Genomic DNA, 24,518 nt, shown 5'->3' with positions numbered 1-24,518 from the left:
ATCCCAATCGGATCTCGGGCCGGTGTCCGGCCCTGTTTTTGGTCTTGTGATCGGGGGAGATCGCACTCCTCCCGCGCACGGCTGAAGATGCCACCACGACGGAAGGTCCGTTATCCTTGGCGCGCCCCGCGCCCGGATAGGGTGATCACCTCGGCAGGTCTCCTGACTTGCGGGTCATTGCTTTGCCGGGCCTTCCCCCGGGCGCGTTGGCCCGAAGTGGCATGTGCCGGCATCGCTCTCCGCTCACAGTTGCGGGGGCAGTCGCGGATTTGGCCATCTGCATGACCGCACCGCAGTTCCCTATTACCCGGACGGTATACCGCCCGAGACCGAAGCATCCCAAGCGTTATAGCCCCTCTGCCCCCGTGTAAAGGGGTCGGGCGCTACCGGATCAGCAGGGCGCGGAAATCGTTGACGTTGGTCAGGGTGGGTCCCGTCACCACCTGGTCGCCCAGCGCCGCAAAAAAGCGGTGCGCATCGTTGCGTGCGAGCGCCGCGGCGGGGTCGAGGCCCGCCGCGCGGGCCCGCTCAAGCGTGTCGGGTGCAATCCGCGCGCCGGCCACCTCGGCGGCGCCGTCGACCCCGTCGGTGTCGCAGGCCAGCGCGTGGATGCCCGGCGCCCCCTGCAGCGCCAGCGCCAGGGCCAGGCAATACTCGGCGTTGGGGCCGCCGCAGCCGTTCCCGCGCCGGGTCACCGTCAGTTCCCCGCCCGAGAGGATCAGCAGGGGCCGGGCGCTGGCCCGATCTCGCCGGGCCGCCAGCGCAAGGGCCGCATGGTCCGCCGCGACCCGGCGCGCCTCGCCCTCGATCGCGTCGCCAAGGTGGCGGACCTCGATCCCCTCGGAACGGGCCAGGTCGGCCGCGGCCGCCAGCGATTGCGCGGGGGCGGCGATAACGGTGTTCTCGACCCGCGCCAATCGCGGGTCTTCGGGGGGCACGGGCGCGCCACCCCGGGCCAGGTGGGCCGCAACGGCCGGGGGCGGTGTCACGCCCCGGTGGGCCAGAACCCTTGCGGCGCGCTCGGCATCGCCGGCGTCGCCCACGGTGGGGCCGCTGGCGATATCGCCCGGCGCGTCGCCCGGCACGTCCGAGATCATCAGCGCCAGCATCCGCGCCGGATGGGCCGCCGCCGCCAGCCGCCCGCCCTTGACCGCCGAGAGCTGCTTGCGCACGCCGTTGACCTCGGAAATCGGCGCGCCGCTGGCCAGCAGGTCTTGCGCAACGGCTTGCTTGTCGGCCAGCGTCAGACCTGCGGCCGGGGCACAGAGCAGGGCCGACCCGCCCCCCGAGATCAGCGCCAGAGCGAAATCGTCCGGCCCCAGCCCCGCGACAAGGTCGAGCATCCGCCGCGTGGCCGCGACCCCGGCGGCATCGGGCACCGGGTGACCGGCCTCCACGATCTCGATGCCCTGACAGGGTCGGCCGTGGCCGTAGCGGGTGATCACCAGGCCTTCGCAAGGCCCCCAGGCGGCCTCGACGGCCTCGGCCATGCGCGCGCTGGCCTTGCCCGCGCCGATGACCACGACCCGGCCGGGCGGTTTCGCGGGCAGGTGGCCGGACAGGATACGCATCGGGTCCGCCACCGCCACCGCCCGGTCGAAGAGCCGGCGCAAGAGCGCAAAGTCGGGATTGCCGTCGTCCATCACGGGTGTATCGCCCAAAGCGCCGCGCGGATAAAGACCCGTGCCCGGCATCTTCGGGGCGAAAATACCGCCGGGGAGTCGCGCCTGCGCGACGGGGGCAGAGCCCTCCGAGCGGCAGACCATCGCGACGCCCGCTCGGGACGGTGCGACACGGCTCATCGGTGCAGGCGAGAGGCGGGGCGTGGTGGGCGACCCAGGAATCGAACCTGGCATGGGTCTCCCCGGCGGAGTTACAGTCCGCTGCCGCACCTTGCAGCTCGTCGCCCGACGCTGGCGGTGGATAGCCGCGCGCCTGTGGGGCGTCAACACCATTTTGGCGCAGGCCCTTGCGGATTTTCCCCGCCCGTCCCAAGAGGAATGAAAGGAGAGGGCCATGAAGAAACCCAAGTGGGTCGTCGAGAAGGAACAGGCCCGTCGCAAGGCCGCCGCCGACACCGTCTGGTTGTTCGGGCTTCACGCGGTGCGTGACGCGCTGATGAACCCCGCGCGCGAGAAACTGCGGCTGGTCGTCACCCGCAACGCGCTCGACCGGCTGGGCGAGGCCGCTCGCCACGGCCCCGCCCCGGAAATCAGCGACGCGCGCCGCTTCGCTGCGCCCCTCGATGCGCAGTCGGTACACCAGGGCGCCGCGCTCGAGGTGCGGCCGTTGGACTGGGGCGCGCTGTCCGATGCCTGTTATCCGAAGGGGGCGGCGCGGGTGGTCGTGCTGGACCGGGTGACCGACCCGCACAACGTCGGCGCGATCCTGCGCTCGGCCGAGGTTTTCGGCGCCCGTGCCGTGATCGCCGTGCAGCGCCATTCGGCCCCCGAGACGGGGGCGCTGGCAAAAACGGCCTCGGGCGCGCTGGAGCGTCAGCCATACCTGCGGGTGCGCAACCTCGCCACGGCCATGGAAGAGCTCAAGTCCATGGGCTATCTTGTGCTCGGGCTGGCCGGCGAGGCCGAGGAAGCTGTCGACGCGGCCGTCTCGGGGCAGTCCAACCGCCCCGTGGCCCTAGTGCTGGGCGCCGAGGGGCCGGGGCTGCGCGAGAAGACCCGCGCGACTTGCGACAAACTGGTGAAAATCCCCGGGGCGGGGGAATTCGGGTCGCTCAACGTCTCCAACGCGGCGGCGGTTGCCCTGTATGCCACGCAGCCGCGGTAAGGAGAGGACATGCCGGCCGCGACGATCGTCACCTGATTTTGCTGCGGCACGATCTCAAGCAGATGCCCGGCAAGCGCCGGGATGCCGGGCTGGCCGGGGGCCGGGGCGGGGCAGCCGCGCCACGGGCGACGCCCGCCCGCCCGGCCCCGAAACCGGCGCACCGCAAGGCGCAGTGGGCCAAGCCGAAGCGGCCGCGCCGAAAGCCGCGCAAGGGCAAGGGCCGCAAGCGGATGAAGCCGATCTTCCAAGAGCTGTCCGACCTTGTCGAGGATATCGTCGACTGACTGCCGGGCGTTCTTGCCCTGTTCACGTTTTCCTGAGCGCCACTTTTCCGGGCCGGGCAGGTACCTAGTTTTACGCCAGAGGTGAGAGCGCGGAACGCCTCGCCTCCATCACTGTCCCTCGTTCCGTACCTGACGCGCCCGGGGTCTCGACCTTGGGCGCTTTTTTCTTCCTGACGGCGGGGGTAGGCTCGCGCCCATGAGCTACAGCGACTCGCACCTGCGTGCCATTCTCGAACGGACCCGCACCATCGCCCTTGTAGGCGTCAGCGCCAACCCGGTGCGCCCGTCCCATTTCGTGGCGCGCTACCTGGGGCTGAAAGGCTATCGGGTGATCCCGGTCAACCCGGGCCTGGCGGGGCAGGAGCTGCTGGGCGAGACGGTCCACGCCAGCCTTTCCGATGTGCCCGACGAGGTGGAGATGGTCGATATCTTCCGCCGGTCGGAGGCGGTGCCGCCCATCGTGGAGGAGGCCCTGGCGCGTTGGCCGGATTTGCAGACCATCTGGATGCAGATCGGTGTGGTGCACCAGGCCGCCGCCGCGCGCGCCGGCGCGCGCGGGGTCGACGTGATCATGGATCTCTGTCCGAAGATGGAATACCAGCGCCTGTGGGGCGAGCTGTCGCGTGGGGGCATCAACACCGGGCGACTGTCGTCGAAGCTCTGAGCGGGACGGCGCGTCGACGCGCCGTGATGCGCGCAGTCGCCTGCGCGCCCGCCCGGACCCGCACTGCCGTGTCAGGATTCGATGTCGGCGGCCAGCCGCATGTCGCGCATGGGGCGGACCACGTCGATGCAGCGCTGGTAGGTCGGATGCGCCTTGTAGCGCGCCAGCGCCGCGTCATCGGCGAATTCGGCGTAGACCACCACGTCGACGGCCGTGCCGGTCAGCTGATCTGTGTTGAGCGAGCGGCGCACCTCGAAGACCTCGTGCTCGGGGATCGTGGCGAGCATGTTGAGCCCCGCCTCGATCCGGGCCACGTCGTCCGGGTCGCGGGCGGAAAAGAAGACGATATGGCGGATCATCGGCTGGCCTTTTCTTCGATACCGCTCTGCATCTGGCGCTTGGACAGTTCCGCTTCAATGTCGGACAGTGTCACACCCCGCGCGGCGCACATCACCAGCAGGTGATAGAGCGCGTCGGCGGCCTCGGACGTCAGTCGGGCGGGGTCGTTCCTGACGGCCTCGATGATGGCCTCGACCGACTCCTCGCCGAACTTCTCGGCCGCCTTGTCGGGGTCGGCCAGCAGCCGGGCGGTCCAGCTTGTCTGCGGGTCGGCGCCCGCGCGGGCGCCGATGGTCGCGGCGAGGTCTGTCAGGGTCATGTCATCCTCATGGGGATGCCGGCGGCGGCCATGTGGGCCTTGGCCTCGGCGATCGTGAAGGTGCCGAAATGGAAGATCGAGGCGGCGAGCACGGCGCTGGCATGACCCTCGGTCACGCCCTCGACCAGGTGATCCAGCGTGCCCACGCCCCCCGAGGCGATGACGGGGATGTCGACCGCGTCACAGATGGCGCGGGTCAGCGCGAGGTTGAAGCCGGACTTGGTGCCGTCGCGGTCCATCGAGGTCAGCAGGATTTCCCCCGCGCCCTTCTCCGCGGCGGTGCGGGCGAAGGCGACCGCGTCGATGCCGGTGGGCCTGCGCCCGCCGTGGGTGAAGATCTCCCAGCGGCCCGGCGCCACCGTCCGCGCGTCGATGGCGCAGACGATGCACTGCGATCCGAAGCGCAGCGCGGATTCGGTCAGCACGTCGGGGTCGGCCACGGCGGCCGAGTTGAACGACACCTTGTCGGCCCCGGCCAGCAGCAGTTTGCGCACGTCCTCTGGGCTTCGCACGCCGCCGCCGATGGTCAGCGGCATGAAGACCTGTTCGGCCGTGCGCCGGGCCAGGTCGTAGAGCGTGCCGCGATTCTCGTGGGTAGCATGGATGTCGAGAAAGCACAGCTCGTCCGCGCCGGCAGCGTTGTAGGCGCGCGCGGCCTCGACCGGGTCGCCCGCATCGCGCAGGTCGACGAAGTTGACGCCCTTGACCACGCGGCCGTCGGCGACGTCGAGACAGGGAATGATGCGGGTCTTGAGCATGGCGTTACCGGTGTTGCGCGCGGCGGGTCCGCGCGCGCCTTATGCCCCAGCCCGCCAGCAGAAGAAAGAACCCGATGAGCGACAGCCCCAGCCCGGCCGGGATCGCCCCGATCAGGCCGTAGGCGGCGGCCATCAGCTCACCCGCGGGCCACCCCAGCACCCGGCAGGGACCCGTGCTGCCCGCCTCGTTGACCGAACAGCCCGGCAGCAGGCCGGCCACCGTGCCTGCCAACAGCGGCAGGGCGACGGGCGCCAGCCCGAGGATCAGCGCCACCAGGCCGACACGGCGCACCCCGCGGTCCAAGGGTCAGTCCTTGACCATTGCCAGGGCCCTGGGCAGGTCGATGGCCCCGTCATAGAGCGCCCGGCCCGAAATCGCGCCGGCGATGACCCCGGTGGCCTTGAGCGCGGCCAGGTCTTCGAGCGAGGCCACCCCGCCCGAGGCGATCACGGGGATGGACACGGCCCGCGCCAGCGCCGCGGTCGCGGCGATGTTGGGCCCGCCCATGGCGCCGTCGCGGTTGATGTCTGTGTAGATCAGCGCGGCGACCCCGGCATCCTCGAAGGACTTTGCCAGGTCGGTGGCCTCGACATCGGTGACTTCGGCCCAGCCCTTGGTCGCGACCCGGCCCGCGCGCGCGTCGATCCCGACGGCCACCCGGCCGGGAAAGGCGCGGGCGGCCGCGCGCACCAGGTCGGGGTCTTCCACTGCCACGGTTCCGAGGATCACGCGCTCCAGCCCTTTGCTCAGCCACATTTCGATCGTGGCCATGTCACGGATGCCGCCGCCCAGTTGGGCCGGGACCGGGCAGTCGGCGAGGATCGCCTCGACCGGGGTGGCGTTGACGGGTTCCCCCGCGAAGGCGCCGTTGAGGTCGACCAGATGCAGCCATTCGCAGCCAGCAGCGACGAAGGCGCGGGCCTGCGCGGCCGGATCCTCGTTGAAGGTGGTGGACTTCTCCATGTCGCCGCGCAGCAGGCGCACGGCGTGGCCGTCCTTGAGGTCTATGGCAGGGTAGAGGATCATGCGCGGGCTCCGCTGGCGTTTGGTGTCCTTTGCATCATGACCCCCGGGGATGCAACGCGACCCGACGTCAGGCTTGATCGCACGGGGGACCAAGGCACAGGCTTCGGGACAGTTTCAGGGAGGACTTGCAATGAGGACGATGCTTGCACTGACGACGGCCCTTCTGGGCCTGGCCACGATGGCCGCCGCCGACCCGGCCGAAGGCGTCTGGCAGACCCAGGTGGACGAGGGCGCTTATGCCCATGTGGCCCTGTCATCCTGCGGCAACGCCGTCTGCGGCGAGATCAGCCGCACCTTCGACTCGGATGGCGAATACCAGTCCGAGAATATCGGCCGTCAGATCGTCATCGACATGGTGCCGCAGGGCGATGGCACCTACGAGGGCAGCGTCTGGCGGCCCTCGAACGACAAGGTCTACATCGGCAAGATGGAGCTTGACGGTGACCGGCTGCGCCTGCGCGGCTGCGTTCTGGGCGGGTTGATCTGTTCCAGCCAGACCTGGGCGCGCATCCGGTAGGGAGCGGGGTCGGTCCACGACCCTGTGCAACGCCGTGCTCGTCAAAAAAAAGCGGTGGCACCAGGGAGGAGGAGGGCGCCACCGCTTCTTTGTCTCGCGCCCGGCCAGGGAGGAGGAGGGCCGGTCGCGCAGGTCTTGGGCGAAGCTGCGGCGATGCCCGGGAGGAGGAGGGGCATCGCCGCGTCTTCTGGTCGGTGTCCCGCTCAGGGAGGAGGAGAGAGCGGTCCACCTGCGTCAGGGCCTTAGGGAGGAGGAAAAAGGCCCCGATTCCGGTGTTCGTCAGACCTCGGCGGCAGCCTGTCGGGCGACGTCGGGGATCATCGAGCGATGCAGCCCCATGTCGGCCAGGTCGCGGTCGCTGACGCGCGACAGCTCGTCGTAGGTCTTGCGGTAGGCCTTGCGCTTGGCGGCGCGGTGGGCGAGGGCCTCGCGCAGGGTCGCCACCCGCTCGGCCAGCGACGGGCCATGAACGTGGAGGTCAGACATCAGTGCCATTGTGGCCTCTTTTCGATTAGAGTTTCGTTTCGACGCGCTTTGCGCCGTTGACTGAGAAGATAGGCGAATGCTGCGCTTGCACAATCCGCCAAATAGGCAATGCTGCTATGCAGCATTTGCATGGGAATGTGCCGAATTATCAGGCAACTGCGCCCAAGGAGCGGGATTACGCCGGGGAAGCCCTGCGGATTGCTCAGTCCGTGGGATGGTCTGGATGGAAACCGGGCGAAAGATGAACGCGCAGGACAGGGCGGACCTTTGCGGGTCGCCGGGAATCATGCACCAGGCGCTCAGAGCGGGGCTGTAGGCTGCGGCCCCCCCCCCGGCAGTCCGGTCGCTGTGCGACCCGTTCATTGGGCCGGCGAAGCCGATGCGATGGATCGCGCTCGCTTCGGGGCGGTGTCCCGTGCCGATGGGCGTCCGTCTGATGCGCCGATGTCTCTGACCACGGCCGCCAACCGGGAAACCCTGGAATCGATGGCCACGCGACTCGGTTTCGCCGCTGCAGTGTCGCGATTCGGCTCCGATATCAGCCGAATTGGCCCCCTCTGCGCGGTGTCGGCGCAAAAAATTTCAACTTGTTTGGGAGTTCATGGAACTTGAGGAAGTGGTCAATATATGGTGTAAATTCTATTCAGAAGCGCTTTATATGGGCATTTTTTGCCCGAAACGACACATGATATTGTCTACCGTGAGACTTCTCGACAGGATGTTGTACCATGATTTCCCAAGAAAACCGTTGCCTCCCATGTTTTCCCATGGCACAAACTTGAACAAGGAAAACGGGCAGACAATTCGGGGCAGGCGAACGACCCCGCCGACACGACGTCAGGTTTCATGCAGGCACCCGCATTCCTTGAACGACAAGATCCGGCGCGCGAGCGAGCAGACATCCCCCCAGGTGGCGCGCGCAGTCGGACCTCCCGGAAACGGGACGAGGGCGGCGGATCGGACAGTGGCAGCAGTCCGGTCCGCCGTTTTCGGTTCTGGCCACGGCCGGGGGAGAGGCAGCGGGAAAGGACCGCGGGACAGTGGTTCTCAGTTTCAGAGGCGAGTTCAACCAAAAGGTTGACACGAAGGGCCGCGTCTCGGTCCCGGCCGATTTCCGCGCCGTGCTTGCCGATGGTGACCCGCGCTGCCCGGAGGTCCCCCTGCCGCGCATGGTCGTCCTGCACGGTCCGCATCTCAAGAACTGTCTGCACGTCTACACGATTGAGGCCATGGCCGAGATCGAAGAGGGCATTCGCAAGCTCCCGCGCGGCTCGGCCGAGCGCAAGCGGGCCAGTCGCATGATCCTCGGCAAGTCGTGGGACACCGAGATCGACAAGGACGGGCGCATCGTCCTGCCCCAGCGGCTGCGTCAGCAGATCGGGCTGGAGAACGAGGCGGTCATGGTTGCCATGGGCGACTATTTCGAAATCTGGAACGCGGCCACCTACGACGAGGTCGAGGCCGCCGAGACGGCAGAGTGGCTGGAGGACCAGCCCGAGGACTTCGATCCGCTCAGCCTGATCGACCCGCCCGGCGACGGGGGCTGAGCCATGGGGGCCGATGCCACCGAGACCCCGCATCGTCCCGTCCTGATCGGGCCGCTGATCGCGGCCTGTGCGCCGATCCGGGGCACTTGGCTGGACGGCACCTTCGGCGCCGGGGGCTATGCGCAGGCCCTGCTGGCAGCGGGTGCCGAGCGGGTGATCGGGCTGGACCGTGATCCAACGATTGTCGAAATCGCACACTGGGTGGCTGAAGACTCCAGAATTTCGCTCGTTGAGGATACATTTTCCAATCTCGACGCCCATGGTTCCGATCTCGACGGCGTGGTGCTGGATCTCGGCGTCTCCTCCATGCAGCTAGACCAGGCGGGGCGGGGCTTCTCGTTTCAGAAGGACGGGCCGCTTGACATGCGCATGGGTGCCGGGGGCACCACGGCGGCCGATCTCGTCAATACGCTGGCCGAGCCCGACATCGCCGATATCCTGTTCACCTACGGCGAGGAACGCGCCAGCCGGCGCATCGCCCGGCGCATCGTCGCCCGCCGCGCCGAGACCCCCTTCGAGACGACGCTGGACCTGGCCCGGCTGGTCGAGTCCTGCCTGCCGCGGCCGAAACCGGGGCAAAGCCATGCCGCCACGCGGACGTTCCAGGCCCTGCGCATCGCGGTCAACGATGAATACGACCAGCTGGCCGAGGGGCTGATGGCCGCCGAACGCGCGTTGAAACCGGGCGGGCACCTGGCCGTGGTGACGTTCCATTCGGTCGAGGACCGCATGGTCAAACGGTTCTTGCAGGAGCGCGCCGGAAAGCGCGCGAGCGTCAGCCGCCATGCCCCTGACATCGCACAGGACACGCCGGCCTTCGAGATCCTGACGCGCAAGGCAGTCGGCGCGGAGGCGGCCGAACTGGCCGACAACCCCCGCGCGCGCAGCGCCAAGCTGCGCGTGGCCCGCCGCACCGCGGCGCCCGCCGCGCCGGTCGATCACGCGAAACTGGGGATGCCCCGCTTGAAGAGGGACAGGTGATGCGCTCCTTGCTCTACGTTCTGTCCGCCCTTGCCGTGGTCGCCCTCGGCGTCTGGGCCTATCAGGAGAATTACCGCACGCAGGCGGCGATGCGCGAGGTGCGCGCGCTGCACCGCGACATCGGCGCGGCGCACGAACGGCTGCAGATGCTGCGCGCGGAATGGGCCTATCTCAACCGCCCCGACCGCCTGCGCGAGTTGGCCGAGCTGAACTTCGACCGGCTGCGCCTGCTGCCGCTGATGCCCGATGCCTTCGGCAAGGTGGGCCAGGTCGCCTATCCCGCCCCCGCGCTGCCGCCGATCACCGACCCGGTCGAGGTATCGAGCGACAACGCCCCCGATGCGCCGGATGCACCGCAACAGGAGGCCGGGCAATGATCCGTACGCCGCTGCGCCCGCTGGCGCGCATCCTCAGGGCCCGCGACAGGGGCGAGAACCCCGACCGGATCGAGGCCGAGAACCGCCGCCTGCGCCATGAGCAGATGCAGGACAGTGCCCGCCAGCGGGCCGAGGGGCGGCTTCTGGTCATGGCGGCGATGTTCCTGTTCGCCTTTGGCACCATCGGCCTGCGCATGGGCGTTCTGGCCAGCACCGTGCCCGCCGAACCCACGGCGCAGGCCCGCGGCAACCCGATCATCGGGCAGCGCGCGGATATCCTCGATCGCGAGGGCCGCATCCTGGCCACGAACCTGCAGACCCACAGCCTCTACGCCCAGCCGCCGCAGATGATCGACCCGGAGAGGGCGGCGACGGAACTGGCCGCGATTTTCCCAGAACTGGAGGCCGAGGCCCTGCTGGAGGATTTCACGGGCGACCGCCGGTTCCTGTGGATCCGGCGCGAGATCAGCCCCGAGCAGATGCAGGCGGTGCATGACATCGGCGAGCCGGGCCTGCTGTTCGGCCCGCGCGAGATGCGGCTCTATCCCAACGGGGCGGTGGCCGCGCATGTGCTGGGCGGGGCCTCTTACGGGCGCGAAGGCGTCAGCAGCGCCGAGGTGATCGGGGTGGCCGGGGTCGAGAAACATTTCGACGACCGCCTGCGCGACCCGGCAAACGAGGGCGCGCCGCTGCGCCTGTCGCTGGACCTGTCGGTGCAGGCCGCCTCGGAGCGGGTGCTGCAGGGCGGCATGATGCTGATGAACGCCAAGGGGGCGAGCAGCGTCCTGATGGACGTGGATACGGGCGAGATCCTCTCGATGGTCTCGCTGCCCGACTTCGACCCGAACGACCGGCCGCGCGCCCTGACCGAGGGCGACCAGGGCGACAGCCCGCTGTTCAACCGGGCGGTGCAGGGGGTCTACGAACTGGGATCGGTGTTCAAGATCGTCACCGTTGCGCAGGCCATGGAACTGGGCCTCGTGGACCCCGAGACCGAGATCGACACCAGCGGACCGCTGACCTGGGGCCGGTTCACAATCCGCGATTTCCGCGACTACGGGGATGAGCTGACAACGCGCGAGGTGATCGTGAAATCCTCGAACATCGGCACCGCGCGCATCGCACAGGAAATCGGCGCCGAGCGGCAGCGCGCGTTCCTGGATCGGCTGGGCTTTCTCGATCCCACACCCGCCGAGATGGTCGAGGCGCCTACGGGTGTGCCGCTTCTGCCGGACAACTGGTCGGAAATCTCGACAATGACGATTTCCTACGGGCACGGGCTGTCGTCCTCGCCGCTGCACCTGGCCGCCGGCTATGCCAGCCTGGTCAACGGCGGCACGCGGGTGACGCCGACGCTGCTGCGCCGGGACCGGCCCCAGCAGGGCGCCCGCGTCGTCAGCCCCGAGGTTTCGGCCCGCGCGCGCGCCATGCTGCGCGCCGTCGTCACCGAAGGAACGGCATCCTTCGGCGATGTCGCGGGCTACCGCGTCGGGGGCAAGACGGGCACCGCCGACAAACCCCGCCCCGAGGGCGGCTATTTCGAGGACAAGACCATCGCGACCTTCGCCAGCGTCTTTCCGGCCGACGATCCGCGCTACGTGCTGGTCGTCACCCTGGACGAGCCGCAGATCGAGGCACTGGGCGAGACCCGCCGCACCGCCGGCTGGACCGCCGTGCCGGTGGCCGCCGAAATGATCCGCCGTGCGGCGCCCCTGCTGGACATGCGCCCCGACGTTGCACGCCGCCGGCCGGTGGGTGTAACACTCACGTCGAACTAGGGCGGGGCATCCGGATGGGCGGCACGGGCCAGAAGACCATGAAGCTGACCGAGCTGGGCCTGACCGCCCGCGGCGGGGCCGAGGCCCTGATCACCGGTCTGGCCGTCGACAGCCGCGAGGTCACCGACGGCACGCTGTTCTTTGCCCTGCCGGGCAGCCGGGTGCACGGCGGCGAATTTATCACCTACGCCCTGCGCATGGGTGCCGCGGCGGTGCTGACGGATGCGCGCGGCGCGGCGCTGGCGGCCGAGGACCTGGCCGGCTCGAATGCCGCGCTGATCCTGTCGGAGGACCCGCGGCAGGCGCTGGCGCAGACGGCCTCGCTCTGGTTCGGGGCGCATCCTGACACCGTGGTTGCCGTGACCGGGACCAACGGCAAGACCTCGGTCAGCAGTTTCTGCCGCCAGATCTGGGACGGGCTCGACCTGCCGGCCGTGAACCTCGGCACCACGGGAGTCGAGGGGGCCTGGACGCACCCGCTGCGGCACACCACCCCCGATCCGATCACCCTGCACCGCGTTCTGGCCGAGGCCCGCACCCGGGGTATCACGTACGTCGCGATGGAGGCCTCCAGCCACGGGCTGGACCAGCGCCGGCTGGACGGGATCGTCCTCTCGGCGGCCGGGTTCTCGAATTTCAGCCAGGATCACCTGGACTATCACGGCACGCTGGAGGCCTATTTCGCCGCCAAGGCGGGGCTGTTCACCCGGGTGCTGCCCGACGACGGCGTGGCCGTGGTGAACCTTGACGATCCGCGCGGCGCCGAGGTGGCCGATATCGCCGAGGCCCGCGGCCAGACGGTGATCGGTCTGGGCCGGGCCGCCCGCGCGCGGCTGCGCCTGCTGGGCCAGCGGTTCGACGCGACGGGCCAGGAGCTGCGTTTCGACTGGGACGGGCAACGCCACATGGTGCGGCTGGGCCTCATCGGCGGCTTTCAGGCCGAGAACGTCCTGCTGGCCGCCGGGCTGTGCATCGCCGCGGGCGCCGAGCCCGAGGCGGTTTTCAAGACCCTGCCCGCCCTGCGCACCGTGCGCGGCCGGATGGACCTGGCCGCGACGCGCGAAAACGGGGCCAGCGTCTTTGTCGACTACGCCCATACGCCCGACGCGATTGCCGTCGCGCTGCAGGCCATGCGGCCGCATGTCATGGGCCGGCTGATCGTCATCCTCGGTGCCGGGGGCGATCGTGACCCGGGCAAGCGTCCGCTGATGGGGCAGGCCGCGGCCGAACACGCGGATCTTGTCCTCGTCACCGACGACAACCCCCGCAGCGAGGACCCGGCGGCGATCCGCACCGCCGTGCTGCTGGGCTGCCCCGAGGGGCGCGAAGTCGGCGACCGGGCCGAGGCGATCCTGCGCGGGGTCGATGCGCTGGGGCCGGGCGACGCGCTGCTGATCTGTGGCAAGGGCCACGAGACCGGCCAGGTGGTGGGCGACGACGTGCTGCCTTTTGATGACGCCGAACAGGCCAGCGTGGCCGTGGCCGCGCTGGACGGGCGGCTGTGATGGCGCTCTGGACCGCAGCGGCGGCAGCGCAGGCCACGGGTGGGCAGGCGACCGGCGATTTCGCCGCCATCGGGGTCAGCATCGACACCCGCAGCCTGCAGCCCGGCGATCTTTTCGTGGCGCTTCGGGCCGCGCGGGACGGGCACGACTTCGTCGCCGAGGCCTTCGACAAGGGCGCGGCGGCGGCGCTGGTGACGCACCCGCCCGACGGGGTGGCCGACGGTGCGCCCTTGGTGGTCGTGGACGACGTGCAGTCGGCGCTCGAGGCGCTGGGGCAGGCCGGGCGCGCGCGCTCGGACGCGCGGGTGCTGGCCATCACCGGGTCGGTCGGCAAGACCAGCGCAAAGGAGATGGCGCGCACCGTTCTGGCGGCGCAGGGCCCGACCCACGCCGCCGAGGCCAGCTACAACAACCACTGGGGCGTGCCGCTGACGCTGGCGCGAATGCCGGCCGAGACGGCCTATGCCGTGATCGAGATCGGCATGAACGCCCCGGGCGAGATCGCGCCGCTGGCGCGCATGGCCCGCCCCCACGTTGCACTGATCACCACCGTGGCCGCCGCCCACCTCGAGGCGCTCGGCAGCCTCGAGGCCATCGCCAGCGAAAAGGCCTCGATCTTCGCGGGGCTGGAAGCTGGCGGCACGGCCATCTTCGACGGCGACCTGCCGCGATCCCTGCTTGATCGGATCACAGGCCCGGCGGCCGCGCCGGGGGGCGCGGTCCTCCGGTTCGGGGCCGATGCGGCCTGCCACGTCCGCCTGACAGAGCTGCGCCTGACCGCGGGCCGTACCATCGTTCAGGCGGACACCCCCGCCGGGCCGCTCACCTACAAGCTGGACACGGCCGGGCGGCATGTCGCGATGAACAGCCTCGGGGTGTTGGCGGCGGTGCAGGCGCTGGGCGCGGACCCGGTGCGCGCGGCCATGGACCTCGCGCGCTGGCAGCCCCCGGCCGGGCGCGGCACGCTGGAGACGGTGACCGTCGACCCCGCCCTCCGGGACGAGACGCTGGCCCTGATCGACGACGCCTTCAACGCCAACCCCGCCTCGATGGCCGCGGCCTTCGAGGTGCTGGCCGCGCAGGCCCCGGTGGACGGTGTCGGGCGCACGCGGCACGGCCGCCGGGTGGCGATCCTGGGCGACATGCTGGAACTCGGGCCCGAGGAGATGGCCGCCCATGCCGCGCTGGCCGAGGTGCCGGCTCTGGCGCAGGCGGACCTTGTGCATTGCGCCGGGCCGCGGATGCGAGCCCTCTACGAGGCGTTGCCCGACGACAAGCGCGGGCAGTGGGCCGAGACGGCAGAGGAGCTGGCCGCGCATCCCGCCCGGCTGGTGGATGCCGGCGACGTCGTGCTGGTCAAGGGCTCCAAGGGCTCGCGCATCGCGCGCGTCGTTGACGCCATCCGCAAACTGGATCATCGGGGCGCCGACTAGCGCTCGACACGAAAGGAACGCGCAGATGTTGTACTGGTTGACGGCCCTGTCCGACGGCGGGGATGTCTTCAATCTCTTCCGCTACATCACGTTCCGCGCCGGAGGGGCGTTCTTTACCGCGCTGATCTTCGGCTTCGTCTTCGGCCCGCCGCTGATCAACGTGTTGCGTACCCACCAGGGCCGCGGCCAGCCGATCCGCACCGACGGCCCCGCGACCCATGCGACCAAGACCGGTACGCCCACCATGGGCGGGCTGCTGATCGTGGGCGCGCTGCTGACCGCGACCCTGCTCTGGGCGCGGCTGGACAACCCCTATGTCTGGATGGTGCTCTTCGTGACGATGTCCTACGGGGCCATCGGGTTCGCCGACGACTATGCCAAGGTCTCGAGGCAGACCACCGCCGGCGTGCCGGGCAAGCTGCGGTTGGCGCTGGGGCTGCTGATCGCCGGTGTCGCCGGTTTCTGGGCGGCGCAGTATCACCCGGCGGAACTGACCAACCAGCTGGCGCTGCCCTTCTTCAAGGACCTGCTGATCAACCTCGGCGTGCTCTTTGTGCCCTTTTCCATCGTCGTCATCGTCGGCGCGGCCAATGCCGTGAACCTGACCGACGGGCTGGACGGGCTGGCGGTGATGCCGGTGATGATCGCCGCCGGAACCTTCGGGATCATCGCCTATGCCGTGGGCCGGACCGACTTCACCGAGTATCTGGAGGTGCACTACGTCGCCCAGACCGGCGAGTTGCTGATCTTCACCGCCGGGCTGATCGGCGGCGGGCTGGGGTTTCTGTGGTACAACGCCCCGCCGGCGGCCGTCTTCATGGGTGATACCGGGTCACTGGCGCTGGGCGGGGCGCTGGGCGCCATCGCCGTGGCCACCAAGCACGAGATCGTGCTGGCCATCGTCGGCGGGCTCTTCGTGCTCGAGGCGCTGAGCGTCATCATCCAGGTGGTCTACTTCAAGCGCACCGGCAAGCGCGTCTTCCTGATGGCCCCGATCCACCACCACTACGAGAAAAAGGGATGGGCCGAGCCGCAGATCGTCATCCGCTTCTGGATCATCTCGCTGATCCTGGCGCTGATCGGCCTCGCAACACTCAAGGTGCGGTAACCGGTCAAACCCATTGGTTTGACCGGGTGCGGGAAAGCGATCGGCAAAGCCGATTGCGGCCGCACACGCCGGCCCCCTTGCCGCCCCTTACAAAATCGCGTCAGGCGGGTATGGTCGGGACGAACGATCGGTGAGGGGTATCAATGCCGCAGACAGGAATGGACTGGTGGGTGATCGCCGGGGTGTTGGTCGCTGTGTTCGGCGTCTGGATCGCATGGCGGCAATACAGAGCCGCCAAGCCGAAGACCGAGAACACCATCCTCGGCGGCAACCGCAACAGGCAGTCCGGGGGCGACGGCGATACCGTCAACACCATCCGGCACGGCGACGACAACGATCAAAGTGGATAGGATGCTCGGACCGAGAACCGGGAACGCCATAACGGATGGCGATGGTAATATTCAGGCGGGCGGCAATGTCGGAATCCCGCCTGACCTACATGAACGCATGCTGCGCGAGGCCAAGGCGGAACTGCGCGCCGATCTGGAGGCCAAGTTCGAGGAAGCCAAGCGCGCCGATGCGGCGGAACGCGAGGCCCTGCGAACGCAGATCGACATGCTGCAGACCAAGCTTGCCGAGACGGAGCGCCGGCTCGCGGACCCGGAGGCGGCCTATCGCGAATACCAGAAGACGATCCTCGAACTCGAACAGCTTCTGGAGGATGCCACCGACGCCACCTCGGCGATCGGCACCAACCGCATCGCCGATGCGCGCGCCGAGGCCGTGCGCGGCGACTACGCCAAGGCCGACCGGATATTCGCCGAGGTCCAGGAACTGGAACAGGCCGCAGTGAAACGCGCGGCGGAGGCGGCGCATGGCCGCGGCCTGATCGCCGAGGAAGAAATCCGCTGGCATGATGCCGCCCGGCATTATGCGGATGCCGCAAGGCTGGACCCGGGATTCGACACCCTGTTCAAGGCCCGGGAATATGCCTGGCGGGCCGGTAAGCTGGATGCCGCGCATCGCTACGGGGCGGACCTTCTGGCGTGTGCCAGAGATGAGGGCACGCAAAAACAACTGGCGGAGGCCCTGAACGGACACGCTCTGACGATCAATGCGCAGGGGCGATACGCGGAAGCCGAGACGCTCTACCGGCAGGCGATGAAGATAACCAGTGCGACCATCGGCGAGGAACATCCGGCCTATGCCACCTGCCTGAACAACCTCGCGACCGTGTTGCAGGCCCAGGGGCGTTATTCGGAGGCCGAGGGGCATTACCGGCAGGCACTGGAGATCGACCGTGCAACCCTTGGCGAGGGGCACCCGAACTATGCCATCCACCTCGCCAACCTCGGAGGCGCGGCGGAGGATCAGGGGCGGGTTGAGGATGCCGAGGAGCTCTACCGGCAGGCAATGGAGATCGACCTTGCGACCGTCGGCGAGGCGCATCCGGCCTATGCCACTGGCCTCAACAACCTCGCGGGCGCCGTGCTGGCGCAGGGGCGGGTTGAAGAGGCTGAGGGGCTAGTCCGCCAGGCGCTGCAGATCGGCCGCGAGACCCTCGGGGAGGAGCACCCCAGTTATGCCATCCGCCTCGGCAATCTCGGGCGGCTGCTGGTGCAGACGGAGCGCGTGGCGGCGGGGCGCGGGATGCTGGAGCAGGCGCTGGCGATCTTCCGTGCCACGCTGCCCGAGGATCATCCGAGTATCACCGATGCTGAGCGCCGTCTCGCCGACTTGCCCGCCGACGCGGACTGACCGGCCCGTCTTGCCTCTGCCGGCCGCAGGGGGCAGGTTGGCGGCCGGATCCGACGGGGCCTGAGGGGGGCCGGTTTCATGATTCCCGTACGCGGTGTCGCGGGCCAGCGGGTGGCCGTTCTGGGGCTGGGCCGGTCGGGCCGGGCGGCGGTGATCGCGCTGCAGGCCGGCGGCGCCGAGGTGATCGTCTGGGATGATGGCCCCGAGGCCGCGCGCCGCGCCGCCGAGGTGGGCGCGGCCCTGCACGACCTGACCCGGCCCGAGGCCTACCACGGCGTGGCACTGCTGGTGACCTCGCCTGGCATTCCGCACCTTTATCCCGCGCCGCATCCGGCCATCGCCCGCGCCTGGGAGGAAGGCTGTCCGGTGGACAACGACATCGGGCTGTTCTTTCGCAGCCTCGCGGGCGGCGACTGGGACGACTTCGACCAGCCGCCGCGGGTGATCGCCGTCACCGGGTCGAACGGCAAGTCCACCACCGCGGCGCTGATCCATCACATCCTCGACCACGTGGGCCGGCCCAGCCAGCTGGCGGGCAATATCGGGCGCGGGGTGCTGGATATCGAGCCGCCCCACGACGGCGACGTGATCGTGCTGGAGCTGTCCTCCTACCAGACCGAGCTGGCCCGGGCGCTGACGCCGGACGTGGCCGTCTTCACCAACCTGACGCCCGATCACCTGGACCGGCACGGCGGGCCGGGGGGCTATTTCGCGGCCAAGCGGCGACTCTTCGCCGAGGGCGGGCCGGATCGCGCCGTGGTCGGCGTGGACGAACCCGAGGGCCGCTATCTGGCCAACCAGCTGGCCACCGGCCCGGCCGACGACCGGGTGATCCGCGTGGCCACCGCGAAACTGGCGGGCGAGGGCTGGCACGTCTTCGCGCGCAAGGGGTTCCTGGCCGAATGGCGCAAGGGGCGGCAGGTGGGGGCGATCGACCTGCGCGCGGTGCCCGGCCTGCCGGGTCGGCACAACCACCAGAACGCCTGTGCCGCCTATGCCGCCTGCCGCACCCTTGGTCTTGCCCCGCGCGTGATCGAACAGGCGCTGCATTCCTTCCCCGGGCTGCCGCACCGCAGCCAGGTCGTCGCCGAGATCGGCGGCGTGCGCTACGTCAACGACAGCAAGGCGACGAACGTGGACAGCGCGGCCAAGGCGCTCGCGGCCTTCGACCGGGTGCGCTGGATCTGCGGCGGGCTGGAAAAGGACGGCGGGCTGGCGGCGCTGGCCGGGGCCACGGGACCGGTGGTCAAGGCCTATGTCATTGGGCGCGAGGCCGCCGGTTTCGCCATGCAGCTGGCAGGGGTCGAGGCCGAGGTCTGCACCGACATGGCCACCGCGGTGGCCCGGGCGGCTGCCGAGGCCGCGCCGGGCGAAGTGGTGCTGCTGGCCCCGGCGGCGGCCTCGTTCGACCAGTACGACAATTTCGAGCAGCGCGGTGCGGATTTCATCGCGCAGGTCGAAAAGCTCTGAGCGCGCTTCAGCGCCGGGCGGGCAGGGTGGCCGGGCAGCCGCGGTGGGCATCGGTCAGCCCCATGCGCGCGCCATTGACCACGATCCGCCACTGGCCATTGGACCGGGAATAGCTGCATCCGTTGGCGGCCACCTTGAAGTCCATGCCGCCGATGCGGACAACCTCGCCGCCCTGCCCGGGGGCGGCGGCGTAGCGGACGGTCTGATCGGCCAGGCCGGCTGTGGCGGTCAGCCCGGTGGCGGCGAGCGCGAGGGCGGGCAGGAAAGGTGTGCGTGGCATGGGTGCTCCTTTGTCTCGGGTCGGGACTTGAGGTAGATGAAAGACACACTTGCCGTCATTCGCGGCAAAAAGAGGGCACGAGTGTGCCGCTGCGGCGAAAATCCTTGAAACGTCGCGGCATGCCGCCCGGGATGTCAGGACCCGCCCACCGCCGCGATGGCCCGGCCCGCCGCATGGGCCGAGGACCAGGCCCACTGAAAGTTGTAGCCGCCCAGCCAGCCGGTCACGTCCACGGCCTCGCCGATGAAGTGCAGCCCCGGCACGCCCTTGACCTGCATGGTCTTTGACGACAGCGCCCCGGTGTCGATGCCGCCCAGCGTGACCTCGGCGGTGCGATACCCCTCGGTGCCGGTGGGGCGGACCTGCCAGCCGGTCAGCGCGTCGCAGAGCGCGCGCAGCCGCGCATCGGACCAGTCGGCGATGTTGCCCGACAGGTCGTGCTGGTCGCCCAGATGCTCGACCAGCCGGGCGGGCAGCGGCAACAGGCTGGCAAGGCGCTTGCGCCCCTCGGTGGCCCGCGCGGCGCGCAGCCTCTCGTAGAGGTCCGTGCCGGCGGCCAGGTCAACGGTCAGCGCCTCGCCCGGTTGCCAGTAGTTCGAGACCTGCAGCATCGCCGGCCCCGACAGCCCGCGGTGGGTGAACAACAGCGCCTCGTCAAAACCGGTGCCGTCCGCCGCCCTGGCCCGCACCGGGGTCGAGACGCCCGACAGACCTGCGAAGGGCGTTTCGGAAAAGGTGAAGGGCACCAGCCCGGCGCGCGTCTCGGCCACCGGCACGTCGAATTGCGCGGCGATGTCATAGGCCCGGCCCGTCGCGCCCATCTTGGGGATGGACTTGCCGCCCGTGGCCACCACCAGGTGGCGGGCCGTGATCCTCCGGCGCTCGCCGTCGCGGTCGAGCGTCACGTCGAACCGCGCGCCGTCATGGGTGATCTCGCCCACCTCGGTCCGCAGCCAGAGGTCGGCCCCCGCCGCGCGCATTTCGGCCATCAGCATGGCGATGATGTCCTTGGCCGAGGTATCACAAAACAGCTGGCCCAGCGTCTTCTCGTGCCAGGGGATGCCGTGGCGATCGACCAGGTCGATGAAATCCCACTGGGTGTGCCGCGCCAGCGCCGACTTGCAGAAATGCGGGTTGGCCGACAGGAAATTGTCCGGCCCCGCATACAGGTTGGTGAAATTGCAGCGACCGCCGCCGGAAATGCGGATCTTCTCGCCCGGGGCCTTCGCGTGATCCACGACCAGCGTGCCCGGCCCCGCATGGGCGGCACAGTAAAGCCCGGCCGCCCCGGCGCCCAGTATCAGCGTGTTGACCTGCATCGGCGGCTGACTGCCGGGAAAACCGGCCCCGCGCAAGGGCCGGCCCGCGGCGACACCGCATTTCACTGGAAATCGCGCCGCCGCTCGGATAATCTACCCTCATAGACTCGGGCCAACCCGGGCATGAACGAGGCAGTCGAGCGGTAATGCCATGACAGAGATGGTCTACGGGGCCCTTCCGGCCGCGTCCGGGGACCCGGTCCTTCCACGATGGTGGCGCACGGTGGACAGGTGGACCCTGTCCTGCGTGCTGGCGTTGTTCGGGATCGGCCTGCTGCTGGGGCTCGCCGCCTCGCCGCCGCTGGCCGAGCGCAACGGCTTCGCGCCCTTCTACTACGTCCAGCGCCAGGCCTTTTTCGGCGCGGTGGCCATCGCCGTGATGGCGGTGATGTCGATGATGTCGCCAACGCTGATCCGGCGGCTGGGCGTCCTTGGCTTTCTTGTCGCCTTCGTGGCGCTCCTGGGGCTGCCGTTCTTCGGGACAGATTTCGGCAAGGGCGCGGTGCGCTGGTACTCTTTGGGCTTCGGCTCGTTCCAGCCCTCGGAATTCCTCAAGCCCGGGTTCATCGTCGTCGCCGCCTGGTTCATGGCGGCCAGCCAGCAGCTGGGCGGCCCGCCGGGCAAGGCCTATTCCTTCGCGCTGGCGCTGGTGATCGTCGCGCTGCTGGCGATGCAGCCCGATTTCGGGCAGGCGGCGCTGGTCCTTTTCGGCTGGGGCGTGGTCTACTTCGTCGCCGGGGCGCCGTTGGTCCTGCTGCTGACGATCGCCGGGCTGGCGGTCATCGGCGGCACGGTCGCTTATTCCAATTCCGAGCATTTCGCCCGCCGCATCGACGGGTTCCTGTCGCCCGACCTCGACCCGCGCACCCAGTTGGGCTATGCCACCAATGCCATCCGCGAGGGCGGTTTCTTCGGTGTCGGCGTGGGCGAGGGGCAGGTGAAATGGTCCTTGCCCGACGCGCACACCGATTTCATCATCGCCGTGGCGGCCGAGGAATACGGGCTGGTCTGCGTGGCCACGATCATCGCGCTTTACATGGCCATCGTGCTGCGTGCCCTGATCCGCCTGATGCGCGAACGCGACCCGTTCATCCGCCTTGCCGGAAGCGGGCTGGCCGCCATGATCGGGGTGCAGGCGATGATCAACATGGGCGTGGCGGTGCGGCTGCTGCCGGCCAAGGGGATGACGCTGCCCTTCGTCAGCTACGGCGGCTCCTCGGTGATCGCCAGCGGCATCGCCGTCGGCATGCTTCTGGCCCTCACGCGCACCCGGCCGCAGGGCGAGATCGGCGACATCCTGTTGCGAAAGGGCCGCTGAACATGGCCGCCGCGCCGCTTCTGACCATCGCCGCCGGGGGCACCGGCGGGCACATGTTCCCGGCCCAGGCCCTGGCCGAGGCGATGCTGCGCCGCGGCTGGCGGGTCAAGCTGTCGACCGACGCGCGCGGCGCACGCTATACGGGCGGCTTTCCCCATTTTGTCGAGATCGAACAGGTCAGCAGCGCCACCTTTGCCCGCGGCGGCCCGGTGGGCAAGGCGCTGGTGCCGCTGCGCGTGTTCGGCGGCGTGATCGGCGCGGCAATCCGGATGCTGCGCGACAGGCCCGACGTCGTGGTGGGCTTCGGCGGCTACCCGACGATCCCGGCCATGGCGGCGGCCACGCTGCTGCGCAAGCCGCGCATGATCCACGAACAGAACGGCGTGCTGGGCCGGGTCAACCGCATCTTCGCGCGGCGGGTCAACACGGTCGCCTGCGGCACCTGGCCCACGGACCTGCCCGCCGGCGTCGACGGGGTGCACAGCGGCAATCCGGTGCGCAAGGCGGTGCTGGACCGGGCCGGGGCGGGCTATATCGCGCCGGGCGACTACCCGATGTCGATCCTGGTGATGGGCGGCAGCCAGGGGGCGCGCATCCTGTCGGACGTGGTGCCGCCCGCCATTACCGGGTTGCCGACCGCCCTGCGCCGCCACATCCGCGTCAGCCACCAGGCCCGCGAGGAGGATCACGCTCGCGTCGCGGACTACTATGCCGGCGAGGGCATACCGGCGGACGTGCAGAGCTTCTTCAACGATGTCCCGACCCGCATGGCCGAGGCGCAACTGGTCATCAGTCGCGCCGGGGCCTCGTCGGTGGCCGACATTTCGGTGATCGGGCGGCCGTCGATCCTGGTGCCGCTGGCCATTGCCACCGGAGACCACCAGTCGGCCAATGCCCGGGCCCTGTCGGACGCGGGCGCGGCGATCCGCGTGCCCGAGTCGCGGCTCGAGGTCGGCACCCTGACCGAACAGATCGAAGCCGTCCTGTCCGACCCCGACGGCGCATCGCAAATGGCCCTGGCGGCCCAGTCCCTGGGCAAGCCCGACGCCACCGAGGCGATGGTCGCGCTGGTGGAAGGGCTGGCCGGACGCGCCGCCGTGCAAGACCAAGAGGACAGCCCCGCATGACCGCAGCCACCAAACTCCCCCTCGATGTCGGGCCGATCCATTTCGTCGGTATCGGCGGCATCGGAATGTCAGGCATCGCCGAGGTGCTGCTCAATCACGGCTATGTCGTGCAGGGGTCCGACCTGAAATCCTCGAAGCTCACCGACAGGCTCACATCCCTCGGCGCCTTGATCTTCGAGGGCCAGCGCGCCGAGAACCTGGCCGCGGCCGAGGTCGTCGTGATCTCCAGCGCCATCAAGCCGGGCAACCCCGAACTCGACGAGGCGCGCCGCCGCGGCCTGCCGGTCGTGCGCCGGGCCGAGATGCTGGCCGAACTGATGCGCCTGAAATCCAACGTCGCCGTGGCCGGCACCCACGGCAAGACGACGACCACCACCATGGTCGCCTCGCTGCTGGACGGCGGCAGGCTGGACCCCACGGTGATCAACGGCGGGATCATCCACGCCTATGGCTCGAACGCGCGGGTGGGCGCGGGCGAATGGATGGTGGTCGAGGCCGACGAGAGCGACGGCACCTTCAACCGCCTGCCCGCCACCATCGCCGTGGTCACCAACATCGACCCCGAGCACATGGAGCATTGGGGCACCGAGGAGAACCTGCACCGGGGCTTTTACGATTTCGTCAGCAACATCCCCTTTTACGGGCTGGCCGTCTGCTGCACCGATGATGCGGACGTGCAGGCGCTGGTGGGCCGGATCACCGACCGGCGCGTGCTGACCTACGGCTTCAACACCCAGGCCGACATCCGCGCGGTGAACCTGAGCTATGACAAGGGCGTGGCGCATTTCGACATCGCGCTGCAGGCCGAGGGCGCGGTGATCGCGGGCTGCACCCTGCCGATGCCGGGCGATCACAACGTGTCCAACGCGCTGGCGGCGGTGGCCGTGGCCCGGCATCTGGGCATGAAGCGCGCGGAAATCCGCGCCGCGCTGGCTGCCTTCAAGGGCGTGGGGCGGCGCTTCACCCGCGTGGGCGAGGTGGGCGGCGTGACGGTGATCGACGACTACGGCCACCACCCGACCGAGATCGCCGCCGTGTTGCGCGCCGCCCGCCAGGCCAGCGCGGGCCGCGTGATCGCCGTGCACCAGCCGCACCGCTACACCCGGCTGCACCACCATTTCGACGACTTCTGCGCCTGTTTCAACGAGGCTGACGTCGTCGCCATCGCCGAGGTCTACGCCGCCGGCGAAGCCCCGATCGCGGGCGCCTCCCGCGACGATCTGGTCGCCGGCCTGACCCGCGCCGGCCACCGCGACGCGCGCGCCATCGACACGCTGGATGAGCTGACCGCCATCGCCCGCGCCGAGACCGGCCCCGGCGACATGATCGTCTGCCTCGGCGCCGGCACCATCAGCACCTGGGCCAACGCCCTGCCGGAGCGGTTGCAAGGGTAGGG

The 24,518-nt window shown here is 69.6% G+C and carries 26 protein-coding genes, 1 tRNA gene and 1 riboswitch; of the genes, 17 read left to right on the top strand and 10 right to left on the bottom strand.

Features of this window, described 5'->3' with window-relative positions:
* Nucleotides 1–135 precede the first annotated feature (135 nt).
* Nucleotides 136–349: riboswitch (cobalamin riboswitch) on the bottom strand.
* Between the two features lie 34 nt (nucleotides 350–383).
* A complete protein-coding gene (locus BU124_RS09830) occupies nucleotides 384–1,643 on the bottom strand; it encodes a glycerate kinase type-2 family protein (protein WP_084863262.1) in 1,260 nt (419 codons plus the stop codon).
* 182 nt (nucleotides 1,644–1,825) lie between these two features.
* Nucleotides 1,826–1,909, bottom strand: a tRNA-Tyr gene (locus BU124_RS09825).
* Between the two features lie 107 nt (nucleotides 1,910–2,016).
* Between BU124_RS09825 and rlmB the strand changes: the two genes are divergently transcribed.
* The 3 genes from rlmB to BU124_RS09810 all read left to right on the top strand — a co-directional run bounded on the left by rlmB (nucleotide 2,017) and on the right by BU124_RS09810 (nucleotide 3,735).
* A complete protein-coding gene (rlmB, locus tag BU124_RS09820; protein WP_084863231.1) occupies nucleotides 2,017–2,787 on the top strand; it encodes a 23S rRNA (guanosine(2251)-2'-O)-methyltransferase RlmB in 771 nt (256 codons plus the stop codon).
* 38 nt (nucleotides 2,788–2,825) lie between these two features.
* Nucleotides 2,826–3,071 (top strand): hypothetical protein, encoded by a 246-nt coding sequence (locus BU124_RS09815; RefSeq protein ID WP_084863229.1) that lies wholly within the window; start codon nucleotides 2,826–2,828, stop codon nucleotides 3,069–3,071.
* 196 nt (nucleotides 3,072–3,267) lie between these two features.
* On the top strand, nucleotides 3,268–3,735 hold the full coding sequence (locus tag BU124_RS09810; RefSeq protein ID WP_084863226.1) for a CoA-binding protein: 468 nt from the start codon (nucleotides 3,268–3,270) through the stop codon (nucleotides 3,733–3,735).
* 71 nt (nucleotides 3,736–3,806) lie between these two features.
* Here BU124_RS09810 and BU124_RS09805 read toward each other — a convergent pair whose 3' ends face one another.
* Genes BU124_RS09805 through hisA form a run of 5 tightly spaced genes read right to left on the bottom strand, consistent with a single transcriptional unit; the run spans nucleotide 3,807 to nucleotide 6,178 of the window.
* Nucleotides 3,807–4,094: a Dabb family protein gene (locus tag BU124_RS09805; protein ID WP_084863224.1), complete on the bottom strand. Its 288-nt coding sequence runs from the start codon at nucleotides 4,092–4,094 to the stop codon at nucleotides 3,807–3,809.
* On the bottom strand, nucleotides 4,091–4,393 hold the full coding sequence (locus BU124_RS09800; RefSeq protein ID WP_084863222.1) for a phosphoribosyl-ATP diphosphatase: 303 nt from the start codon (nucleotides 4,391–4,393) through the stop codon (nucleotides 4,091–4,093). Before BU124_RS09800 ends, BU124_RS09805 begins: the two co-directional genes overlap by 4 nt.
* Entirely contained in the window at nucleotides 4,390–5,151 is a 762-nt protein-coding gene (hisF, locus tag BU124_RS09795) for an imidazole glycerol phosphate synthase subunit HisF (protein WP_084863220.1), read from the bottom strand. Before hisF ends, BU124_RS09800 begins: the two co-directional genes overlap by 4 nt.
* Nucleotides 5,152–5,155: 4 nt before the next feature.
* On the bottom strand, nucleotides 5,156–5,455 hold the full coding sequence (locus tag BU124_RS09790; protein ID WP_084863217.1) for a hypothetical protein: 300 nt from the start codon (nucleotides 5,453–5,455) through the stop codon (nucleotides 5,156–5,158).
* 3 nt (nucleotides 5,456–5,458) lie between these two features.
* Nucleotides 5,459–6,178: a 1-(5-phosphoribosyl)-5-[(5-phosphoribosylamino)methylideneamino]imidazole-4-carboxamide isomerase gene (gene hisA / locus BU124_RS09785; protein WP_084863215.1), complete on the bottom strand. Its 720-nt coding sequence runs from the start codon at nucleotides 6,176–6,178 to the stop codon at nucleotides 5,459–5,461.
* A 130-nt stretch (nucleotides 6,179–6,308) separates the two neighbouring features.
* Here hisA and BU124_RS09780 point away from each other — a divergent pair, with 130 nt between their 5' ends.
* Nucleotides 6,309–6,695, top strand: a complete 387-nt coding sequence (locus tag BU124_RS09780) for a DUF2147 domain-containing protein (protein ID WP_084863213.1) — start codon at nucleotides 6,309–6,311, stop codon at nucleotides 6,693–6,695.
* A 279-nt stretch (nucleotides 6,696–6,974) separates the two neighbouring features.
* Here BU124_RS09780 and BU124_RS09775 read toward each other — a convergent pair whose 3' ends face one another.
* Nucleotides 6,975–7,190 (bottom strand): DUF1127 domain-containing protein, encoded by a 216-nt coding sequence (locus BU124_RS09775; protein WP_084863210.1) that lies wholly within the window; start codon nucleotides 7,188–7,190, stop codon nucleotides 6,975–6,977.
* Between the two features lie 1,031 nt (nucleotides 7,191–8,221).
* Here BU124_RS09775 and BU124_RS09770 point away from each other — a divergent pair.
* The 10 genes from BU124_RS09770 to murD all read left to right on the top strand — a co-directional run bounded on the left by BU124_RS09770 (nucleotide 8,222) and on the right by murD (nucleotide 19,078).
* A complete protein-coding gene (locus BU124_RS09770; RefSeq protein WP_084863208.1) occupies nucleotides 8,222–8,728 on the top strand; it encodes a division/cell wall cluster transcriptional repressor MraZ in 507 nt (168 codons plus the stop codon).
* Nucleotides 8,729–8,731: 3 nt separating this feature from the next.
* Nucleotides 8,732–9,709 carry a 16S rRNA (cytosine(1402)-N(4))-methyltransferase RsmH gene (gene rsmH / locus BU124_RS09765; RefSeq protein ID WP_084863205.1) on the top strand — a complete coding sequence of 326 codons (978 nt, stop codon included), beginning with the start codon at nucleotides 8,732–8,734 and terminating at the stop codon, nucleotides 9,707–9,709.
* On the top strand, nucleotides 9,709–10,086 hold the full coding sequence (gene ftsL, locus BU124_RS09760; RefSeq protein ID WP_084863203.1) for a cell division protein FtsL: 378 nt from the start codon (nucleotides 9,709–9,711) through the stop codon (nucleotides 10,084–10,086). The genes rsmH and ftsL overlap by 1 nt, the downstream gene beginning before the upstream one ends.
* Nucleotides 10,083–11,864: a peptidoglycan D,D-transpeptidase FtsI family protein gene (locus BU124_RS09755; RefSeq protein ID WP_084863200.1), complete on the top strand. Its 1,782-nt coding sequence runs from the start codon at nucleotides 10,083–10,085 to the stop codon at nucleotides 11,862–11,864. The genes ftsL and BU124_RS09755 overlap by 4 nt, the downstream gene beginning before the upstream one ends.
* A gap of 14 nt (nucleotides 11,865–11,878) precedes the next feature.
* Nucleotides 11,879–13,369 (top strand): UDP-N-acetylmuramoyl-L-alanyl-D-glutamate--2,6-diaminopimelate ligase, encoded by a 1,491-nt coding sequence (locus tag BU124_RS09750; RefSeq protein ID WP_084863198.1) that lies wholly within the window; start codon nucleotides 11,879–11,881, stop codon nucleotides 13,367–13,369.
* Nucleotides 13,369–14,802, top strand: a complete 1,434-nt coding sequence (locus tag BU124_RS09745) for a UDP-N-acetylmuramoyl-tripeptide--D-alanyl-D-alanine ligase (protein WP_084863196.1) — start codon at nucleotides 13,369–13,371, stop codon at nucleotides 14,800–14,802. Before BU124_RS09750 ends, BU124_RS09745 begins: the two co-directional genes overlap by 1 nt.
* A gap of 25 nt (nucleotides 14,803–14,827) precedes the next feature.
* Nucleotides 14,828–15,910, top strand: coding sequence for a phospho-N-acetylmuramoyl-pentapeptide-transferase (mraY, locus tag BU124_RS09740; protein ID WP_084863193.1), 1,083 nt, complete (start codon nucleotides 14,828–14,830; stop codon nucleotides 15,908–15,910).
* Nucleotides 15,911–16,053: 143 nt separating this feature from the next.
* The gene (locus tag BU124_RS09735; RefSeq protein ID WP_143529944.1) at nucleotides 16,054–16,260 is read left to right on the top strand and encodes a hypothetical protein; all 207 of its coding nucleotides are present in this window, start codon (nucleotides 16,054–16,056) and stop codon (nucleotides 16,258–16,260) included.
* 97 nt (nucleotides 16,261–16,357) lie between these two features.
* Complete coding sequence (locus BU124_RS09730; protein ID WP_179141897.1) at nucleotides 16,358–17,608, top strand: tetratricopeptide repeat protein; 1,251 nt, start codon at nucleotides 16,358–16,360, stop codon at nucleotides 17,606–17,608.
* 78 nt (nucleotides 17,609–17,686) lie between these two features.
* The gene (gene murD, locus BU124_RS09725; RefSeq protein WP_084863187.1) at nucleotides 17,687–19,078 is read left to right on the top strand and encodes a UDP-N-acetylmuramoyl-L-alanine--D-glutamate ligase; all 1,392 of its coding nucleotides are present in this window, start codon (nucleotides 17,687–17,689) and stop codon (nucleotides 19,076–19,078) included.
* Nucleotides 19,079–19,085: 7 nt separating this feature from the next.
* Here murD and BU124_RS09720 read toward each other — a convergent pair whose 3' ends face one another.
* Nucleotides 19,086–19,358, bottom strand: a complete 273-nt coding sequence (locus BU124_RS09720) for a hypothetical protein (RefSeq protein ID WP_084863184.1) — start codon at nucleotides 19,356–19,358, stop codon at nucleotides 19,086–19,088.
* A gap of 134 nt (nucleotides 19,359–19,492) precedes the next feature.
* Entirely contained in the window at nucleotides 19,493–20,677 is a 1,185-nt protein-coding gene (locus BU124_RS09715; protein WP_084863182.1) for a BaiN/RdsA family NAD(P)/FAD-dependent oxidoreductase, read from the bottom strand.
* Between the two features lie 151 nt (nucleotides 20,678–20,828).
* Here BU124_RS09715 and ftsW point away from each other — a divergent pair, with 151 nt between their 5' ends.
* Genes ftsW through murC form a run of 3 tightly spaced genes read left to right on the top strand, consistent with a single transcriptional unit; the run spans nucleotide 20,829 to nucleotide 24,516 of the window.
* Complete coding sequence (ftsW, locus tag BU124_RS09710) at nucleotides 20,829–21,995, top strand: putative lipid II flippase FtsW (RefSeq protein WP_084863180.1); 1,167 nt, start codon at nucleotides 20,829–20,831, stop codon at nucleotides 21,993–21,995.
* Nucleotides 21,996–21,997: 2 nt separating this feature from the next.
* Entirely contained in the window at nucleotides 21,998–23,122 is a 1,125-nt protein-coding gene (locus tag BU124_RS09705) for a UDP-N-acetylglucosamine--N-acetylmuramyl-(pentapeptide) pyrophosphoryl-undecaprenol N-acetylglucosamine transferase (protein ID WP_084863179.1), read from the top strand.
* A complete protein-coding gene (gene murC / locus BU124_RS09700; RefSeq protein ID WP_084863176.1) occupies nucleotides 23,119–24,516 on the top strand; it encodes a UDP-N-acetylmuramate--L-alanine ligase in 1,398 nt (465 codons plus the stop codon). Before BU124_RS09705 ends, murC begins: the two co-directional genes overlap by 4 nt.
* Nucleotides 24,517–24,518: the final 2 nt, after the last annotated feature.

It is taken from the genome of Salibaculum halophilum, from assembly GCF_002094885.1.
GTDB classification, from domain to species: Bacteria; Pseudomonadota; Alphaproteobacteria; order Rhodobacterales; family Rhodobacteraceae; genus Salibaculum; species Salibaculum halophilum.
This window is presented reverse-complemented; position numbering and strand designations above follow the sequence as displayed.

What these genes read in the sequence shown, in the direction of transcription:
- BU124_RS09800 (WP_084863222.1), bottom strand. Translation starts at nt 4,393, where the DNA reads ATGACCCTGACAGACCTCGCCGCGACCATCGGCGCCCGCGCGGGCGCC.
- BU124_RS09730 (WP_179141897.1), top strand. Translation starts at nt 16,358, where the DNA reads ATGCTGCGCGAGGCCAAGGCGGAACTGCGCGCCGATCTGGAGGCCAAG.
- hisA (WP_084863215.1), bottom strand. Translation starts at nt 6,178, where the DNA reads ATGATCCTCTACCCTGCCATAGACCTCAAGGACGGCCACGCCGTGCGC.
- mraY (WP_084863193.1), top strand. Translation starts at nt 14,828, where the DNA reads ATGTTGTACTGGTTGACGGCCCTGTCCGACGGCGGGGATGTCTTCAAT.
- BU124_RS09805 (WP_084863224.1), bottom strand. Translation starts at nt 4,094, where the DNA reads ATGATCCGCCATATCGTCTTCTTTTCCGCCCGCGACCCGGACGACGTG.
- rsmH (WP_084863205.1), top strand. Translation starts at nt 8,732, where the DNA reads ATGGGGGCCGATGCCACCGAGACCCCGCATCGTCCCGTCCTGATCGGG.
- BU124_RS09745 (WP_084863196.1), top strand. Translation starts at nt 13,369, where the DNA reads ATGGCGCTCTGGACCGCAGCGGCGGCAGCGCAGGCCACGGGTGGGCAG.
- BU124_RS09715 (WP_084863182.1), bottom strand. Translation starts at nt 20,677, where the DNA reads ATGCAGGTCAACACGCTGATACTGGGCGCCGGGGCGGCCGGGCTTTAC.
- BU124_RS09735 (WP_143529944.1), top strand. Translation starts at nt 16,054, where the DNA reads ATGCCGCAGACAGGAATGGACTGGTGGGTGATCGCCGGGGTGTTGGTC.
- BU124_RS09830 (WP_084863262.1), bottom strand. Translation starts at nt 1,643, where the DNA reads ATGGACGACGGCAATCCCGACTTTGCGCTCTTGCGCCGGCTCTTCGAC.
- ftsW (WP_084863180.1), top strand. Translation starts at nt 20,829, where the DNA reads ATGACAGAGATGGTCTACGGGGCCCTTCCGGCCGCGTCCGGGGACCCG.
- BU124_RS09755 (WP_084863200.1), top strand. Translation starts at nt 10,083, where the DNA reads ATGATCCGTACGCCGCTGCGCCCGCTGGCGCGCATCCTCAGGGCCCGC.
- ftsL (WP_084863203.1), top strand. Translation starts at nt 9,709, where the DNA reads ATGCGCTCCTTGCTCTACGTTCTGTCCGCCCTTGCCGTGGTCGCCCTC.
- murC (WP_084863176.1), top strand. Translation starts at nt 23,119, where the DNA reads ATGACCGCAGCCACCAAACTCCCCCTCGATGTCGGGCCGATCCATTTC.
- murD (WP_084863187.1), top strand. Translation starts at nt 17,687, where the DNA reads ATGATTCCCGTACGCGGTGTCGCGGGCCAGCGGGTGGCCGTTCTGGGG.
- BU124_RS09810 (WP_084863226.1), top strand. Translation starts at nt 3,268, where the DNA reads ATGAGCTACAGCGACTCGCACCTGCGTGCCATTCTCGAACGGACCCGC.
- rlmB (WP_084863231.1), top strand. Translation starts at nt 2,017, where the DNA reads ATGAAGAAACCCAAGTGGGTCGTCGAGAAGGAACAGGCCCGTCGCAAG.
- BU124_RS09720 (WP_084863184.1), bottom strand. Translation starts at nt 19,358, where the DNA reads ATGCCACGCACACCTTTCCTGCCCGCCCTCGCGCTCGCCGCCACCGGG.
- BU124_RS09705 (WP_084863179.1), top strand. Translation starts at nt 21,998, where the DNA reads ATGGCCGCCGCGCCGCTTCTGACCATCGCCGCCGGGGGCACCGGCGGG.
- BU124_RS09780 (WP_084863213.1), top strand. Translation starts at nt 6,309, where the DNA reads ATGAGGACGATGCTTGCACTGACGACGGCCCTTCTGGGCCTGGCCACG.
- BU124_RS09750 (WP_084863198.1), top strand. Translation starts at nt 11,879, where the DNA reads ATGGGCGGCACGGGCCAGAAGACCATGAAGCTGACCGAGCTGGGCCTG.
- BU124_RS09775 (WP_084863210.1), bottom strand. Translation starts at nt 7,190, where the DNA reads ATGGCACTGATGTCTGACCTCCACGTTCATGGCCCGTCGCTGGCCGAG.
- hisF (WP_084863220.1), bottom strand. Translation starts at nt 5,151, where the DNA reads ATGCTCAAGACCCGCATCATTCCCTGTCTCGACGTCGCCGACGGCCGC.